Origin of the sequence: Desulfofustis glycolicus DSM 9705, from assembly GCF_900130015.1 — a bacterium.
Lineage (GTDB): Bacteria > Desulfobacterota > Desulfobulbia > Desulfobulbales > Desulfocapsaceae > Desulfofustis > Desulfofustis glycolicus.
Genome location: NZ_FQXS01000008.1, coordinates 39,778 through 56,412 on the forward strand (window position 1 = coordinate 39,778; position 16,635 = coordinate 56,412).

The window sequence follows — 16,635 nt, forward strand, 5'->3', positions numbered from 1 at the left end:
AGACCTCCTGAAGGCGGGGCGGAACAACGGCGGGGCGGAACAACTATTATGCAGAAGGATCCCGACTACTATATCCAGGGGGTGCTCGACGCCAACCGGCTGATGCTGTCGCGCACCATCACCCTGGTCGAATCGTCGCTGCCTGCTCACCAGGAGCTGGCTGCGACGATCATCGAGCGACTGCTGCCCCACAGCGGCAACAGTGTCCGGCTCGGCATCACCGGCGTTCCCGGAGCCGGCAAGAGCACCTTTATCGACAGCTTCGGTACCCTGCTGACCGAACTTGGCCATCGTGTTGCCGTGCTGGCCATCGATCCGAGCAGCTCACGTAGCGGCGGTTCCGTGCTCGGCGACAAGACCCGGATGATTCAGCTCGCGGCCAGCGAGAAGGCATTCATCCGGCCGTCGCCGACCGGCGGTACCCTCGGCGGCGTAGCACGCAAGACCAGAGAGTCGATGCTGGTCTGCGAGGCCGCCGGTTTCGATGTGATCATTATCGAGACGGTCGGTGTCGGACAATCAGAGACGGCGGTCGCCTCGATGGTCGATTTTTTCCTCGTGTTGATGATCGCCGGGGCCGGCGACGAATTGCAGGGCATCAAAAAAGGAATTCTCGAAGTGGCCGATGCGATCGTCATCAACAAGGCCGACGGCGACAACGTCCAACGCGCCGAACTGGCCCGCCGGCAATACGAAACCGCCCTGCACCTGCTGACTCCGGACAACCCGCTCTGGTCGCCGCCGGTGTTGACCTGCAGCGCCCTGGAAGCATCAGGCCTGCTCGATATCTGGCAGACCGTCACCAAACATCGCCGGATCATGACCGACAGCGGCGACCTTACAAGGCGGCGCGCCCGCCAATCGGTCGACTGGCTGCACCACCTGCTGAGCGAAGGACTGCGCAGCTGGTTCTACAACCATCCGGCTGTGCGTGACTATCTGCCAAACCTGCTGCGTGACGTGGAAAAGCAGTCCCTGTCTCCGGCCGCCGCCGCGTCAATGCTGCTGCAAAAGATTTACAGGTGACGCAGCGCTGCGTCGTAGTCCGGTTCCTGCCCGATTTCCGGAACCTGCTCACCATAGACGACTTTTCCGGAACCGTCGATCACCAGCACCGCGCGAGACAGCAGCCCCCTGATCGGCCCGGTGGCGACGGTCACGCCGTAATCCTTGCCGAATTCGGGGGACCGGAAGGTGGAGACGGCCTCAACATTGTCGATCCCCTCCGTCTCGCAAAACCGTTTATGGGCAAACGGCAGATCCGCCGATACACAGAGCACGACGGTATTATCCCGCTTGGCCGCTTCTTCGTTGAAGCGGCGGACCGAAGCGGCACAGGTCGGCGTGTCGATGCTTGGGAAGATATTGAGAACCACCGTCTTGCCGGAAAAATCGTCAAGCCGACACTCGGAAAGATCGGTCTTGACGAGTGCAAACGCTGGGGCCTTGCTATCGTTAACGGGCAGGGTACCGACGGTTTCGATGGTAGCACCCCGCAAACTGATTGTCGCCATAGGTTCCTCCGCACTATATGCTGTGATTGATCCTCCCGCCGGAGCGCCACGACATGATCACCCGGCTAGAAGATCGGATTGGGTTGTGGTAAATACCGGTTTGAACGGTATTCATTCGGCCGCCGTGTGAACAATCGATTTTCCCACGGCAGCCAACTGTCTTCTAACATAAGAGCGGAGACGACGAGATCAAGGAGGGGATGGTGAAAAAGGGTGACCCACCATCACGCCGAGCCGCCCTCTCGCCGAACCGATCAAGTCAGACCGGCTTGCTGCAAAGACACATCACGCGGGGCGTTGCCTCGGAGATAGCGAAGATACGGGATGATCACGTCGTTCTTCGCACCGCCGGTACCATCGTAGGTAACCGACACCACCGGAACGCCGGACACTTCCTCGATTTTCTCCCGCATCGCCTCGGTGATCAGCGACGCACAGCAAAGGGCCGGACTGGCCTGAACAAAGAGGGCGACCTCCGGGTGATAGCGCATCGTATAATGGACCTTCAGCAGGTTGTCCATCGATTCCCCGGTCTGCTCCGGCACCACGTTATAACGGGCCAGGATGTCCGCCGGGGAATCATCGAATTCCTTGTGCGGCTCATGCAGGATGCGATCGAAGATCGATTGATAGGTCTTCTCCAGCTGTTTCATGGTTACCAGGGCAGCCGTGTTGGCAAGGATGTTCAGGTAATGTCCCTCGTTGAACCACTTGCGAAAATAGGGAAAAGCGATCATCTTTGCATAATCGACGTAGGGCGTGGTCAACACTTCACCGCCATGCGCCTCGACAAAGCGAATCAGGTCCTGATTCAGGATGCGGTTATCGCGGGAATAGAGATCGCCGAAAATCGCTACTTTCGGGCGTTCCTGCGGGCGGGTTTCGATCCACTCGAAGCGGCTAATAATCTCTTCCAGTACCGCTTCCTTGTCCCGACCGTCACGGAACGCTTCGTTGAGCATAACCAGTGACCGTTCCAGTACCCGGTCGGTTTCGCCCGAATACACTTCGTACGGCCTGATTCGACAACAGACCTTACGGAGCATACCGCCGAACAGATACGAAAAATAGGCATCTCTCACGGTCCGCAGGCCGATATCGGAAAAGGACAAGCTGCCCAGGTAGACCCCCGCCTCCCCCATCTCATGGTCGGACAGAATGGTACGGATGTGATGAGGGTAGAGCCGGATGTTGCAGGCCAGGAAAGACTCGTTGAGCCACAGCAGGCAGCGGGCCGGATCAAGTTCCCGTTCCCGGATCGTGTCCATGTATCCCTGGGCGATCGCATTGAGGGGTATGCACTGGCCGGTATTGTGCTTCAGGCTCTGCCGGATTGAATGATCCGTTTCCTTCATCAGCACCGCATCGACGCCTTCATGCTTCAGTACCGAGACCAGCAGCGAACAAGTCAGACGGTCCCAGTTCGGGAAAATCACCGTCTTGCCGTCGATCGACCGATCGGAGTGCGGATTGATAAAAATCTCTGCACGCCTCTTCCTGCCGGCGAGTCCGCCGCGATGATTACGAAAGGCGCGGAAGGCCGCTTCGATGCGTGTCTCATAGCCGACATTTGAATCGTGTTCGTCGAGTTCCAGGATCAGATACGGCTTGTTGTGGTGGGCCATGATCCGTTTGAAATAATCGATGGCGAACGAATCGGGGGAGCATTTGAACGAGCTGAGGTAAACCGGATAGAGACCGGGCCGCTTGGCAACGGCTTCTGCCGTCGCCAGGATGCGGGCGGCGAATTTCCAGTGCACCTCGGTCAGCAACGGCTCGATTCGCGCCACCTCCTCCGGTGCAATTTCCAGCATATCCTGGAAGTAGGCGTCGATACCGAGGCTCCGGAAGATGCCGGGAATGGATCCGTTGAGTTCCGGAGACAGCACGTTGTACGGTCGTCCGAGAAAGACGATAGCGATCTCCTCGTCACCGCCGTCTCCCCTGAGTCGGCCGAGGATTTCCTGCTGCTGTCGACGCCAGGTCTGATCTTCGTTGACGGCACGATCAAAAGCGGCGCTGACCTCGAGAAAACTGACCGATCGGCGGGTAATCGGTTGCAGCATCCGGTAAAGCTGCATCTTGGTATGGAAAGAGGTGAAGAGATAACGGATGACCGGGCTGAGAATCCGCTCGCCGTCCCGGGGAGCCGCCGCACTGGTCAGCGGTGCCAGGTATTGGGTATAATAGCAATACTGCCGCCGGGCATCGCGGGCCTTGTCCTCGAGATATACCGGCAGAAAGACATAATCGGCCTCGCCCAGCAGCAGGTCCACATGACCGTGCATCGCCGTGACCGGGGCACAGAACTCGGCCTTGCGCAGATAGGTGCCTCGCTTCAACGCCTCCCGACCGGACGGACTGATCACGGTAGGTATACCGAGATAGGAAAAAAACCGTTTCCACAGACCGAGGTCATCGACCATATGCACCGCCGCCGGTAGGCCGATCCGTATCTCATCATCAGGCTGAGCCACCGGTATCGACGCCAGCTGCCGCCGCCGCTCTCCGAGCAGGTCGTAGGCAGAGGATTCTCTTTTGACAAAGGACTTAGTCTCGTAATCACGGCCGCAGAGAAAGCCGTAGGCCACGGTGCGTCCGTTGATCTCGGCGACCGACAGCTTGCAGTGGTTGGTGCACAATTCGCAGACTTCGCTGGTGATCGGGATGGTCTGCCGGTAGATATCGAGACCGGCAAAACGGCTAGGCTGCGCCGTGCCATGGCCTTCATCGGACATAATTAGGGCGGTGCCGAGGGCACCGGTGAGATGACAGAAGGTGGAGACCTGGATCGGTTTGCCGAGCCGTTGCTCGAATGCGGCCACCAGTGAGCGGTTCTTGGCAGTGGCTCCCTGAAAGCAGATGACCTCGCCGATGGCGCCCTCCGAGGCCACCTTGAGCAGATAATTTTCCCGGACCGAGTGCAGGACCGCGGCAAGCACCTCGTTGACGCTGTAACCCTCGCTGAGCAGATGGTTGATGTCGCGTTCCATGAAGACCGTGCAGCGGTCGCTGGCCATCGGCGCAGCAATGCCGGCAGTCCGCTCGCTGATCTCCGTCAGCGGACAATTGAGGCGGGACGCCTGCTCCTCGATGAACGAACCGGTACCGGCGGCACAGACGGTATTCATCGTCGACGAGGTGACACGGCCTTCGGCCAAGGTCGTAAACTTGGCATCCTGGCCGCCGATTTCGATGATCGTATCGACATCGGGATTGAGTTGGCAGGCAGCCCGGGCATGGGCGGTAATCTCGTCGACCACCAGATCGGCGCCGACGATGGTACCGATGAACTTCCGCCCCGAGCCGGTCGTGCCGCAAGCGGTGACCTGAAACCGCCGACCCGCTTCCTGCTCGATGGCGGCGATCGTGCGAAAAATCGACTGCACGGCGACCAGCGGGCGCCCGGCCGTCCTGGTATAAAACCCGGCAATCACCTCACCGACACCATTGACGAGAACCGCCTTGGTGCTGGTCGAACCGATGTCGATACCAAGCCCGACCCGCCATGCTGCCGCTTGCTCCAGATCGCCATAAATATCTACTTCAACGGGGGTGACCAGTTGTTTAGAAAATTCATATCGGCGACTGCCGGAAAAATCGGGGTAGCTGGACAGGCGCAGGTCGAGCGGTTCGTACTGGTAGCTTTTCTGTCGCGTAATTTCGCGAAATAGAGGCTCGTTATGATGCCGAACCACGGGGATGATGGCCTCAACATCAAGGTCTTCGAGCAGGCTGAGCGCCGCGCCGATGGCGCCGAAAAGATGGGATTGCGGCGGGACGGTAATGGTGCGCCCGGTCAATGCACCAATGTGTTCAACCACCGCCTGATTGAGACTGACCCCGCCGCAGAAGACAATAGGTCCATCTCCGATCTCTGCTGAAAACAAGGTGTCGACGATATTCGTGGCCAGTCCGCGACAGAGACCGTCGCTGATCTCCTCGAGTCGATACCCCTCCTGTTGCGCGTGAATCAAATCGGTTTTGGCAAAGACGGCACAGCGCGAAGCGATCCGCGGACCCGGCGTCTCACAGGCCAATGCCGTCCGGCCAAGACGCTCTGCGGTCTGCAGGCCGAGCCGAACGGCCTGCTGGTCGAGAAAGCCTCCGGTCCCTGCAGCGCAGGAGGTATTTGATCTGGTCCCGCGATAATTGCCGTCTTCGTCGAACACCGCCAGACTGAATTTCTCCGCACCAACGAGCAGTACACCGCCGGCCTCAGGAACACTGCGACGCGCGGCGGCAATCACCGCCACCTGGTTGTCATAGCTCCGGTCGGTGACGATAACATCAGGCGTCGAGGCGGTAGCGGCGACGAGGGGATGGTAACCCGTCTCGAACCGCCCGCGCAGCATCTCTTCCAGCACCGACCGAACCTGCCCCTGATGGAACCGATACTCGGAAAAGACAATCCGCCCTTCCCGGTCCACGGCCACCAAGCCGACCGCCACCGAACCGACGTCAACACCGAGAATAGTTTCCGCCTGCTGCATGATTACTCCCATGACCGGCGGCAGATCAACACTGCGGCCGCCTGCCCGGCCTCTGATCCACCAGAGCCATTTGCAAAACAATCTTTTCGCCCAAACTCTGCGTTATGCTCAAATTTTTATCCTCGGAATATCATGTATATGCCTGCGGTAAAAATTTTTCGCATGCCTTGATTTCGAACGAAAAGCTAAGTTTTGCGAAAGGCTCCACCGTTTTACAATTTATCCTTGACGGCATCCCAGAATTCCGCCAGGCCCTTTTTCCACCCGTCGACATAGACCCGCAGATAAGCTTCGTTGGGTGTACCGTCCTGTTCATCGACCAATCCATTTTTTACCGCCCGCTCGAAGAAGTAGGGACCGAGGACCTGGTCACGAAGCACGTTGTCCTGACCTTTCCAGCTCAGACCATAGAGCAGATCATCATATTCGGCGCTGCGCGCCCAGTTGAAACCGTCATCCCGGCCCCGGTCGAAACAGTTCCTTTCGGACCGGGCCTTTTCTTTTTTGAGCCGATCAATGATTTCACCCATCTCGCGATCCTCCCGGAGGCGCCGCTGAAAATCCTCCTTCTTCTGGATCGCATCAGCTACCGCCTCCTGGAACATCTTGGAAAGATTAAATGATTCGCGCCATTGCTCCATTTTTTCATGGAGCAGATCGGGGATACTGACGGTAACTCGTTTGGCCATGTCCACCTCCCTGTTCGAATCTTTGCTCTATAATACGTATAGCAGTATCGAATACGTGTCAATAATACAAATTACGTATTGCATTCATAAGTACATACTACTGCCGTCGTGCACCGTCCTCCTTGCCGGGCCGACTCAACCGGACTGTCCACATAACCAGCGCTTGCAATATGGGGAAAAGTGTTCAATAGTCTTCGCGATATCTTCAGATTTCCTCTACCAAGGCCAGTATGCGTAACGGATCACCGGTTCATCCGCACTTCTTTCTCGACAAACGGCTGCGGGCCTTCATTCTCGGCCTGATGGTCCTTGCCTTCCTGTTCGGTTTCGCAGACCAGGTTTACGACCGAAACTTCGAGCGGTTGCATATCTTCCTTTTTAACCTGTGCTCCGGCGGTTTCATCATCATCTATCATACCGAGAACACCGCCCGTCCATCCCTGCGCTGTTATCTCTTCCTCGGCCTCAGCCTGCTCTACGCCGTCCTGGCCTTTTTAAACCTTTACCAGGGGGCGGCCCTGCTGTCCCTGCTCCTCGGCGTACTGGTCGAATCGATCCGCATCAGGGCCTTTTCCCTGGTGCCACGAGATCTTCTCGCCCCCACCGTTCCGGTCAGCGACAAGTTCCATCACGCGTCAATCCTCTGCCTGTCGCTGGCCCTGTTTATCGCCACCTTCGTGCTGCTCAACGACACGGTTCTGCACTGGTTGCCGTACAAGAATCTAACCCTTAACGTGTTTTTCCTCGGTTTCTCCTTCCCGGTATCACTGATTACCATGTCCGTAATGTTTTCCTACATCAGACGCAGCCTCGCGCCACCGCTCTACCTGGTAAAACAGGGGTTTTTCTGGTCGGTCAACCTCGGCGTCATCATCTTCTTCTTGTTTATCATCTTCGATCTGCAGCTGGCCAAAACGCTCATCGCCGTTTTTCTGTTCATTACGGTCATCTTGATATTTGGTTACTATCTGCTGCTCGGCATCGATGTTCAACAGAAACATTTCCTGCTGTCCGGCATGACCTTTCTCGTCTTTACCGGCATTACCGGTGTCTTCTATATCGTGCTCGCCAAATATCCCGAGGCCTACAAACAGTGGGGACGCTTGCTGCTCACCGGTCATGCCTACTTATCGCTGTACGGCTGGAGTTTGAGCGGATTGCTGATCCTGATGCGTTTCAACGATTTTCCGTTGAAACTCAATTCCTGGTTGATCATCGGTTTCCACTGGCTGGTAATCGGCATTCTGGCACCGCTCGGCAAGACCGATCCGTTCATCGCGATTGCGGCAATCATTTGTTATTGCTTATTCTTACATCTCTTTTTCGAGGAGAAAGGCGCCGGCCCGATGTCTCGGGTCAGCGGGACAGGCGGGAGAACCGTTTAGTCAAGGGCCAGCACCGCGCCATCTCTGACCACCAATCCTTCATCGCAGAGCGCGGCGACCAGTCGGTCCACACGGGTTGACGGCTCGTCGAGCAGTGAAGCCAGCTCGGCCGCTTCGACGATTCGTCGATCAAGCAGCACTTGCAAAATCCGGCCGCGTAGCTGCCGATCGGAGCCGGCGAACGGGGACTGACGCTGATAATGGGAACTCCGCCGGCCGGCGTTGCCGACGATTCGCTTGAGCATCACCCCGTAATCCATCAGCGCATAGTACCAGTCCCGCGGATGCTCCAAATCCAGAGTTCGCTCGACCAGCGGCATGATCCGGCGATCGTTCACCTCCGTCTCGTCCGGAAAGAAAAAATGCAGAAAGACCGTGCGGATGTTCGTCTCGATAAAGGCTCGGGGGCGATTGAAGGCAAAGACGTAGATAGAGGCGGCGGTGGCCGGACCGATACCCGGGAGACTGACGAGAAGATCCGGATCGTCGGGCAGTATACCATCATACTCACCGGCCACCCGCGCCGCCGCCTCCTGCAGGTACCTGGCCCGGCGATTATACCCGAGACCTTTCCAGAGCCCGAGCACCCGGGCAAACGGAGCATCGGCGAGGGACCTGAACTCGGGAAAGGCATCGATGAAACGATCGAATACCGAAGCCACGCGACCTGCCTGGGTCTGTTGCAGCATCACCTCGGAAACGAGTACCCGATAGGGAGAGATCTCTTCTCGCCAGCTGAACGAGCGCCGATGATACAGATAGTGATGCAGAATAATCGTTCGGAAACGCGCCAGTGATTCACGACAGATAGCGGTGCGCCGATAGAAATCGGTCCAACTCTCAGTAAAAAACGACGGCAGCTCGCCATCGACGAGACTGCCGGTGAGTGGTGGTGCCATATCAGGACAGGATGCGCTTCCGATGTTTGCGGATCAGCAGAAAGCGCAGCATCGCAAACGAGGCGACATAGACGATCAATGCGGCAATCAGGCCGACAATGATGGACCCGATGACCAGCGGGATGATGATTTCCCGGCTCAAGCTCATGACCGCCTTGAATTGTTCGATTACTTCCCAACCGTTCATTTTCATCATCTGCGCTGCGAGATCGGCAAACACGCGGTAGACCTGCCCGGTGGAAGGACCGGAACAGAGGAGACTGCCGACCCAATAGTTGAAGGTATAGATCGGCGCCATTGTCGCCACGTTGGTAATCCAGATGGTTACCAAAGCCGCAGGACGATTCATGTTGAGCAGGGTACCGAGGAAAAGGACAATGGCGAACTGCACCCCGATCGTCGGGGTGAACGCAACGAAGGTCCCCAGCGCGAAGCCACCGGCAATAGCCCGCGGCGAGCGCCGCAGGCGCACCATCCATTTGACCATCGATCGGTAAGGGATGATGTTTCGCTCTTTATTGCCCCTGAGTATCATGACCACCTATCACAGACAGCTGCTGTCAAAACCCGATTGCCAAGCAACAACGTTCGCCGGCCAACTCTTTATAATAATCCATCGTCATGAGCGAGGCTAGCGTTGATCAGCAGGAAGGGCACAAATTCGGGATAATAAAGCGACAAGCGATAGTGGCTCGGTGCAAGCGATTTACACCAGTGAGGGCTGGACAATCTGCCGAAAAAGTCGGCCGGCCTGAAAAGAACTGCGCACATGGGGACCGGACGCGACTCCCAGGAAACCAAGCTCCAGGGCCAGCCGCTTGAACTTGTCAAATTCGGACGGTTCTACAAAACGCTGCACCGGCAAGTGGCCGCGAGTCGGCTGCAGATACTGGCCAAGGGTCAGCAATTCACAGCCGGTCTCCCGGATTTCCTGAAGCGTCAGTAGTACTTCAGCTGCGGATTCACCAAGACCGAGCATCAGACCGGACTTGACGACGATGTCCGGCGCCGCCTGTTTGACCCTGCGCAGCAGCGTCAGCGATCGCTGGTAATCGGCCTGCGGGCGGACGGCTGCATAGAGACGCGGAACCGTCTCGATATTGTGGTTCACCACAGCAGGCCGCGCCCGGCAAATGAGCTGCAACGCCGCCTGATTCCCCTGCAGGTCGGGGATCAGGATCTCGACCGGCAAGTGTGGACGACGGGCACGAATGGCCTCGATCGTGGCGACGAAATGGCCGGCACCGCCATCGGTACAATCGTCCCTGGTCACCGATGTCAGGACCACGTGATCCAATCCCATCTCGACGACGGCGCCGGCAATCCGTTCCGGCTCGCCGGCGTCGAGCGGCTCGGGGACGCCATGGCCAACGGCACAGAATCGGCAGTTTCGGGTGCAGGTCTGCCCCATGATCATGAAGGTGGCCGTCCCGTTGCCATAGCACTCGAACTGGTTGGGGCACCGCGCTTCCCGGCATACCGTCTGCAAGCGTTCTCGACTGATCAGACGGCGCGTCTTCTCATAGGCACCACCCGCCGGCAGCGGTTTACGCAGCCATTTCGGTTTTGCCGCCCGGGGAAGAGGTGCCGGTTCCGCCGCTGCGGAGACGGCCGGTGGAGCGGTAAGGACAACACGGCGCCCCAAACGCTCTGCCAGCGCCTCGATCAGCGACTGCCTGACCGACTCGACACCAACGGCTCTGCCCGTCTCGTGCTGCAACGAGGTCATCGCCACCTGCGAGAGGCCGCACGGGGAGATCCAGCCAAAGGGCTCCAGGTCGGTGGCGACGTTGAGCGCCAGGCCATGGAAGGTAATGCCGTGGCGAATAGCGATACCGATGCTGCCGAGCTTTTTACCGTTTGACCAAACGCCGCGATTGCGGCCGTCCCGTCCGGCAACCAGGCCATGGGCGGCGGCGGCATCAATCATCGCTCCTTCCAGGCAGCCGATGAACGCGGTCACCGTGAGGCCGCTGCGGCGCAGATTGACGATCGGATAGCAGACGATCTGGCCCGGACCGTGATAGGTGACCTCGCCGCCCCGTTCGATGTGGACCAGCTCGATTTCCCGATCTTCGAGAAACGCTTCGCTCACCTCGATATGTTGCAGCGAACCGTTCCGGCCCAGCGTAAACACCGGCGGATGTTCCAGCATCAGACAATGATCCGGCATCGCGGGATCGCGGCGCAACATATCAACCAGCTGCAGTTGCCGGGCGTAGGCCTGGTGATAGGCAAGCAGCAGGTATGATTCGACGACCAGATCCATTTGCGGGAACCGTCAACCGATCAGACAGGGGGTGCGGGCCGCCCTGGTCTCGTCGAGTCGTCGTACCTTGGTCCTGGTCGGTGCCTGACGAAGCCGCTCACCGTCCGTCTCGGCTTCGCGGGCAATTTCCTTGAACACGGCAATAAAGCGGTCCAGGTCCTCCTTGCACTCGGTCTCGGTCGGTTCGATCATGATCGCGCCGGGCACCACCAGCGGGAAGTAGACGGTCGGCGGATGATAGCCGTGATCGATCAAACGCTTGGCCATATCGAGCGTGCTCACCTTGAAGGCGTGCTGCCGTTTGTCGGAGAACACCGATTCGTGCAAGGAGGGTCGATCATAGGCAAGCTCCAGGGTGTCACGCAATTGTTCGCGCACATAGACGGCGTTGAGGACCGCCAACTGGCTCGCTTTTTTCAAAAACTGCGGGCCCATCGACAGGATGTAGCCATAAGCCCGGACCAGGACGCTGACGTTGCCGAAAAAGGCATGCATCCGGCCGATCGAAGCAGGAGCGTCAGAATGAAGATCATAGCCCTGCGCCGTTTTGACAATTCGGGGCACCGGCAGAAACGGTTCGAGCCGCTTCACGACGCAGACCGGACCGGCACCGGGACCACCGCCGCCATGCGGGGTTGAAAAGGTCTTGTGCAGGTTCAGGTGCATCGCATCGACGCCGCAGCGTTTGAAGTCGACGATCCCCATGACGGCATTGAGGTTGGCGCCGTCACCGTAGACCAAGCCGCCGGCACCATGGACAATGTCGGTGATGGCGCGGATATTCTCCTCGAACAGGCCGAGCGTGTTGGGGTTGGTGAGCATAATGCCGGCGGTCTGTTCGTCCATCTCCGCGGCCACCGTCGCCGGATCTAGGATCCCGTCCGGTCCGGAGCGCAGCGGCACCGGCTTAAAACCGCAGAGCGCGGCACTGGCCGGATTGGTGCCATGGGCAGTATCGGGAATCAAAATTCGCCGCCGCTGCCCTCCCTGTTCCCGGAAATAAGCGGCAAACATCAGCATCGCGGTCAACTCGCCCTGGGCTCCGGCAGCGGGCTGCAACGAGACCGCATCCATACCGGTAATCGCCGCCAGAAACTGCTGCAGTTCGAACAATATCCGCAGCATGCCCGGCGACAGCTCCGGCAGCAGGGGGTGGGCGGAGGCAATCCCCGGGGTGGCGGCCAGCCGCTCGTTGATTTTCGGGTTGTACTTCATCGTGCAGGAACCAAGAGGATACAGCCCGGTGTCTATCCCGAAATTCCACTGGGACAGGCGAGTATAGTGCCTGACCACGTCGACTTCGCCCAGGTCGGGAAAATCGGGCGCCGCACCGAGCAACGAGGCATCGAGGTCCGCTTCCGGCACATCCTGCTGGGGCATACTGAACGCCGATCGACCCTTTTTCCCCTTCTCCCACAGAAGCGCCTCTTCAAGAATCAGGCCGGACATTCCCGGTCCACTGGTCATGATTGCACCTCCTTGCACAACTCATCAATAATTGATCGCGACACGGTCTCGGTAACGCAGAACAAGTAGGCGTCCTGCAGCGCCGGATCGAAGCCGTCAAGCGGCAACCCAGCGACAATACCCCGCTCCATCAAGCGCCGGCGCTGCTCCTTAAAGCCGGCGGGCATACGCACGGCAAACTCGTTGAAGGTCGGCCCGCGGTAGAGCAGCCGGGCACCGCTGGCGAGCAGTCCGTTTTTCAGATATGCAGCCTTGTCGTAATTGAGTTTGGCCAGCCGGCGCAAGCCGGTGCCACCGAGGCTCGCCATATAGACCGCCGCGGTCAGTGCGCACAACCCTTGGTTGGAACAGATGTTCGATGTCGCTTTTTCGCGCCTGATATGCTGTTCGCGGGTCGACAGCGTCAACACGAAACCGCGCTTGCCGTCCAGGTCGACTGTCTCGCCGACTACGCGGCCGGGCATGTTGCGCACATGTTCCATCCGACAGGCAAACATACCGAGGCCGGCGCCGCCCAGAGACGGGGCGATGCCGAAACTCTGGCCTTCTCCGCAGACGATGTCCGCGCCGCACGAACCGGGGCTACGCAGCAAGCCATATGCGAACGGTTCGGTAAAACAGGTGACCAGCAGAGCCCCGGCGTCATGAACGGTCGGTGCCGCATCCACCATGTCTTCGATCACACCGAAGAAATTGGGCGACTGCAGGGCCACGGCGGCAAGCTCGTCCGGCGGCGGCAGGGATGTCAGGTCGGTACGGCCGGTCTCGTCGAGGGGCAGCTCGATGATGCGAAAGCCGCCGGGCTCGAGATAGGTTCGCACCACCTGCCGGTAGTGTGGATGAATCGCCGCCGAGACGGCGACCGTCCGTTTTTTACGCGCCAGGCGCAGGGCCATCAACAAGGCCTCGGCCAACGCCGAGGCGCCATCATAGATGGAGGCGTTGGCCACCTCCATACCGAGCAGGCGGGCGGTCAGGGTCTGGTATTCGAAGATGGCCTGCAGCGTCCCCTGGGCCATCTCCGGCTGATAAGGCGTGTAGGCGGTAACGAATTCCGAGCGACCGGCCAGCGAACGGACGATCTCAGGAACGAAATGATAATAGCTGCCGCCTCCGACCAGTACCGCCCGGGCCGACGCCAATGACAACTGCGGACCGAGATCCTGGAAACGACGCAGCAGATCCCATTCTGACAGCTGGTCGGGCAGATCAATGTCTCCCCGATAACGGCAATCCTCGGGAATGTGGGCGAAAAGCTCGTCAAGCTGGCGTTTGCCGACAGCAGCGAGCATCTGCTCTATCTCATCGGGGGTATGGGGGAGGTACCGCATAACTCACCCCTGCAGTACTGCAAGGTAGTCGTCACGGCTGAGCAACTCGTCATACTCATCTTCATCGCTCGGCCGCAATTCGATGATCCAGTTTTCGTACGGCGCTTCATTAACCAGTTCCGGAGCATCGACCAAATCGGTATTGACCGCCACCACCTCACCGCTGAGCGGCGCATACACCTCCGAGACCGCCTTCACCGATTCCAACGTACCAAACTCCTCACCCCTCTCAAAAACGGTGCCGACGTCCGGCAGTTCGATAAAAACGATGTCACCCAATTGATCCTGGGCATAATCGCTGATGCCGATCTTTACCGTCTCGCCTTCCTTGCGCGCCCACTCATGATCCGAGGAGTAATAGACATCGCCCGGCAGATCCAATTCATCGATTTCTTTCATCTCTTCCCTCTCCTCGATTATTGGTTTCTCATTTCCCGCATCGACCGACGGGCCGTTCGATCAGGTCGAATATCCTGTCTGATCTCGACCGGTATCGACCGTTTCCCGTCAGTCAACCGAACCTGTTCGCCACTGCGACACTGTCGTGTCGTTCTGATAAAACCACAGCTCAACCCGCGCGGATGAAAGTCCGGCGGACGCCCCGCCGAATCGGCGGTGGCCATGCTGACGATTCGCTCTCCGACCCGGTCGATGGCCATATCCGTCGTACAAGTCAGCACCCGGCCGATTGCCTCGCCGTCCTCATCCAAGACCACTGTATTATCCATTACCGGGATTTTCCTCGGGTCGTAGCCGGCAAAAGCAGCGGTATAATCGACTTCGCTGCTGCCCAGCAGGGCCTCTGCGCCGATGAACGGTTTACTGAACCGGCCGTCTTGCTCATCCCAGGGCAGCACAAACGACCAGGGGGTATTCTGGAACAACCAGTCGCCAATATCCTGGTGGGAAAGCGGCAATACCGCACCGGTACGCAGCGAATCGCGTGCCGCAAGCCCGCAGGCGGTGATGGCGAAACGTTCGCCCGCCGCGATCAGCTGCTCCCAGAAACCAACGGTATCGGCTACGGCCAGGTACAGCTCAAAACCGAATTCCCCGGTATAACCGGTCCGTGACACCAGCAGCGGCGTTCCGTTTTTAAGCAGGACCGGCGCACCGCCGGCCGGGTCGATATCTCCTTTGCAGGAAAAATAAATCATATCGGCAAGGACCCGGTCGGGCTCGGCCAGCACGGCCTCGAGAACAAGGGCCGCTGCCGGCCCTTGCAGATCGATCTTGCCGAGCCGCCCGCTGTAATCGATGATCTCCACCCGGAAACCTTGCTGAGCCCCCAGATGCTCGCTTACCGCCGGCCCCATGCCGCTATTGACCACGACCATATAGCGATCTTCGCTCAATTGAGAAATAATTGCATCATCGAGTACCGTCCCTTTCTCCTTGAGAAACAGGCCGTAGACGCATCGACCGGTCGTCAGCGGTCCCGGCGACGCCCCGATGCAGCGGCGCAGGTCCCGAGTGAAACAGTGCTGGAGCAACGATCGGGCATCACTGCCCGCCACCGTGAGCACCGCCATGTGACTGGTATCGAACAGGCCGGCGCCGGTCAACACCGCCCGATGTTCTTGTTTGGCACCGGTCGGATACCAGAGCGGCATTTGATAGCCGCCGAATTCGGCCATGGTCGCATGTTGGGCCAAATGCCAGTCATAGAGTACGGTCCGGGCCGGTTGCATCGGTTCACTGGTCATGTCGTCTTTTCGCGGTCTCCCGGCAACAACTGCGGCAACGGCACTTTCAGATTGAAACTCTTGTAAACGACAAAGGTTTCCACCGACTGCACGTTGTCGACACGGGCTACCTCCTCCGTGTAGAATTGTAGAATACCAAACTCCTTGTTGGTCATAACGGTCAACATCAGGTCGAACCGGCCCGTCACCACCGAAACGGAAATCACCCCCCGCAACCGGCTGAACTCCTCGGCCTTCTTAACCAGATCCATGTCCTTGAGACGAACCCCGATCATGACCACCGAGTGATCGGGCAACGCTTCCGGGTCGACCAGACCGGTAATGGCCAGCACTCCCTCTTCACGCAACTTGCGGACTCTGCTGCGCACCGTCCCCTCGGCCAGATGGAGACGATCGGCGACCACCTTGAAGGAGATCCGGCCGTCCTGCAGTTCATTGATAATGGCAATATCGGTTGCGTCCATGATTTCCGGGAAATGTAAGAGTTAAAAAATGGTAGACCAAATCGACGACCAAGTCAACATTTTCGACAATACTTGACGATACCATCGTTTATCTTGCAACATTTTAACGGTTTCGTCATTTTGCCGGAATTTCTGTCCACCGTTGGCGACGTCGTACCTTTATCAGCATCACCACGGTGGTTCGGCAGACCTGTCTACCTAACTCACGGCGCCCGCTATCGCAGCTTTAACCATGGGAACCGCATCGGTCAAGTTTTTCCTGCGCAACCGCCTCGTTCCGGCGTAGCCGCCGTTGCTCGGTAAATAAAACCTGGCAGACCGTGAGCGAACCGTCTATCATTTGCCGAGAAGACAAGGCGCCCGTCATGCTGTCCGAAGCGGATCATCGGGTCATTTGAAAAAACGTGCGTCAAAGGAG

The 16,635-nt window shown here is 58.6% G+C and carries 13 protein-coding genes; 2 read left to right on the forward strand and 11 right to left on the reverse strand.

Annotation, left to right across the window (positions count from 1 at the left end; translation table 11 throughout):
* Positions 1-48: 48 nt before the first annotated feature.
* Positions 49-1,026: a methylmalonyl Co-A mutase-associated GTPase MeaB gene (gene meaB, locus BUC26_RS08250; RefSeq protein WP_073375085.1), complete on the forward strand. Its 978-nt coding sequence runs from the start codon at positions 49-51 to the stop codon at positions 1,024-1,026.
* Here meaB and tpx read toward each other — a convergent pair.
* The 3 genes from tpx to BUC26_RS08265 all read right to left on the reverse strand — a co-directional run bounded on the left by tpx (position 1,017) and on the right by BUC26_RS08265 (position 6,696).
* A complete protein-coding gene (gene tpx, locus BUC26_RS08255) occupies positions 1,017-1,514 on the reverse strand; it encodes a thiol peroxidase (RefSeq protein ID WP_073375087.1) in 498 nt (165 codons plus the stop codon). The genes meaB and tpx overlap by 10 nt on opposite strands.
* Positions 1,515-1,768: 254 nt before the next feature.
* The gene (locus BUC26_RS08260; RefSeq protein WP_073375284.1) at positions 1,769-6,007 is read right to left on the reverse strand and encodes an acyl-CoA dehydratase activase; all 4,239 of its coding nucleotides are present in this window, start codon (positions 6,005-6,007) and stop codon (positions 1,769-1,771) included.
* A gap of 212 nt (positions 6,008-6,219) precedes the next feature.
* Positions 6,220-6,696 carry a hypothetical protein gene (locus BUC26_RS08265; protein WP_073375089.1) on the reverse strand — a complete coding sequence of 159 codons (477 nt, stop codon included), beginning with the start codon at positions 6,694-6,696 and terminating at the stop codon, positions 6,220-6,222.
* 230 nt (positions 6,697-6,926) lie between these two features.
* Here BUC26_RS08265 and BUC26_RS08270 point away from each other — a divergent pair, with 230 nt between their 5' ends.
* The gene (locus tag BUC26_RS08270) at positions 6,927-8,081 is read left to right on the forward strand and encodes a hypothetical protein (protein WP_084540547.1); all 1,155 of its coding nucleotides are present in this window, start codon (positions 6,927-6,929) and stop codon (positions 8,079-8,081) included.
* On the opposite strand, the gene BUC26_RS08275 is transcribed toward BUC26_RS08270, so the two are convergent.
* The 8 genes from BUC26_RS08275 to BUC26_RS08310 all read right to left on the reverse strand — a co-directional run bounded on the left by BUC26_RS08275 (position 8,078) and on the right by BUC26_RS08310 (position 16,217).
* Entirely contained in the window at positions 8,078-8,980 is a 903-nt protein-coding gene (locus BUC26_RS08275) for an HhH-GPD family protein (protein ID WP_084540548.1), read from the reverse strand. The genes BUC26_RS08270 and BUC26_RS08275 overlap by 4 nt on opposite strands.
* 1 nt (position 8,981) lies before the next feature.
* Positions 8,982-9,515 (reverse strand): DUF2062 domain-containing protein, encoded by a 534-nt coding sequence (locus tag BUC26_RS08280; RefSeq protein WP_084540549.1) that lies wholly within the window; start codon positions 9,513-9,515, stop codon positions 8,982-8,984.
* A 171-nt stretch (positions 9,516-9,686) separates the two neighbouring features.
* On the reverse strand, positions 9,687-11,249 hold the full coding sequence (gene lipA, locus BUC26_RS24400) for a lipoyl synthase (protein ID WP_073375093.1): 1,563 nt from the start codon (positions 11,247-11,249) through the stop codon (positions 9,687-9,689).
* Between the two features lie 12 nt (positions 11,250-11,261).
* On the reverse strand, positions 11,262-12,716 hold the full coding sequence (gene gcvPB / locus BUC26_RS08290) for an aminomethyl-transferring glycine dehydrogenase subunit GcvPB (RefSeq protein ID WP_073375094.1): 1,455 nt from the start codon (positions 12,714-12,716) through the stop codon (positions 11,262-11,264).
* Entirely contained in the window at positions 12,713-14,047 is a 1,335-nt protein-coding gene (gene gcvPA, locus BUC26_RS08295) for an aminomethyl-transferring glycine dehydrogenase subunit GcvPA (protein WP_073375096.1), read from the reverse strand. Before gcvPA ends, gcvPB begins: the two co-directional genes overlap by 4 nt.
* Positions 14,048-14,050: 3 nt before the next feature.
* Positions 14,051-14,446: a glycine cleavage system protein GcvH gene (gene gcvH, locus BUC26_RS08300; RefSeq protein ID WP_073375098.1), complete on the reverse strand. Its 396-nt coding sequence runs from the start codon at positions 14,444-14,446 to the stop codon at positions 14,051-14,053.
* A 17-nt stretch (positions 14,447-14,463) separates the two neighbouring features.
* Entirely contained in the window at positions 14,464-15,753 is a 1,290-nt protein-coding gene (locus tag BUC26_RS08305) for an aminomethyl transferase family protein (protein ID WP_244155812.1), read from the reverse strand.
* Complete coding sequence (locus BUC26_RS08310; protein WP_073375100.1) at positions 15,750-16,217, reverse strand: Lrp/AsnC family transcriptional regulator; 468 nt, start codon at positions 16,215-16,217, stop codon at positions 15,750-15,752. Before BUC26_RS08310 ends, BUC26_RS08305 begins: the two co-directional genes overlap by 4 nt.
* Between the last annotated feature and the right edge of the window lie 418 nt (positions 16,218-16,635).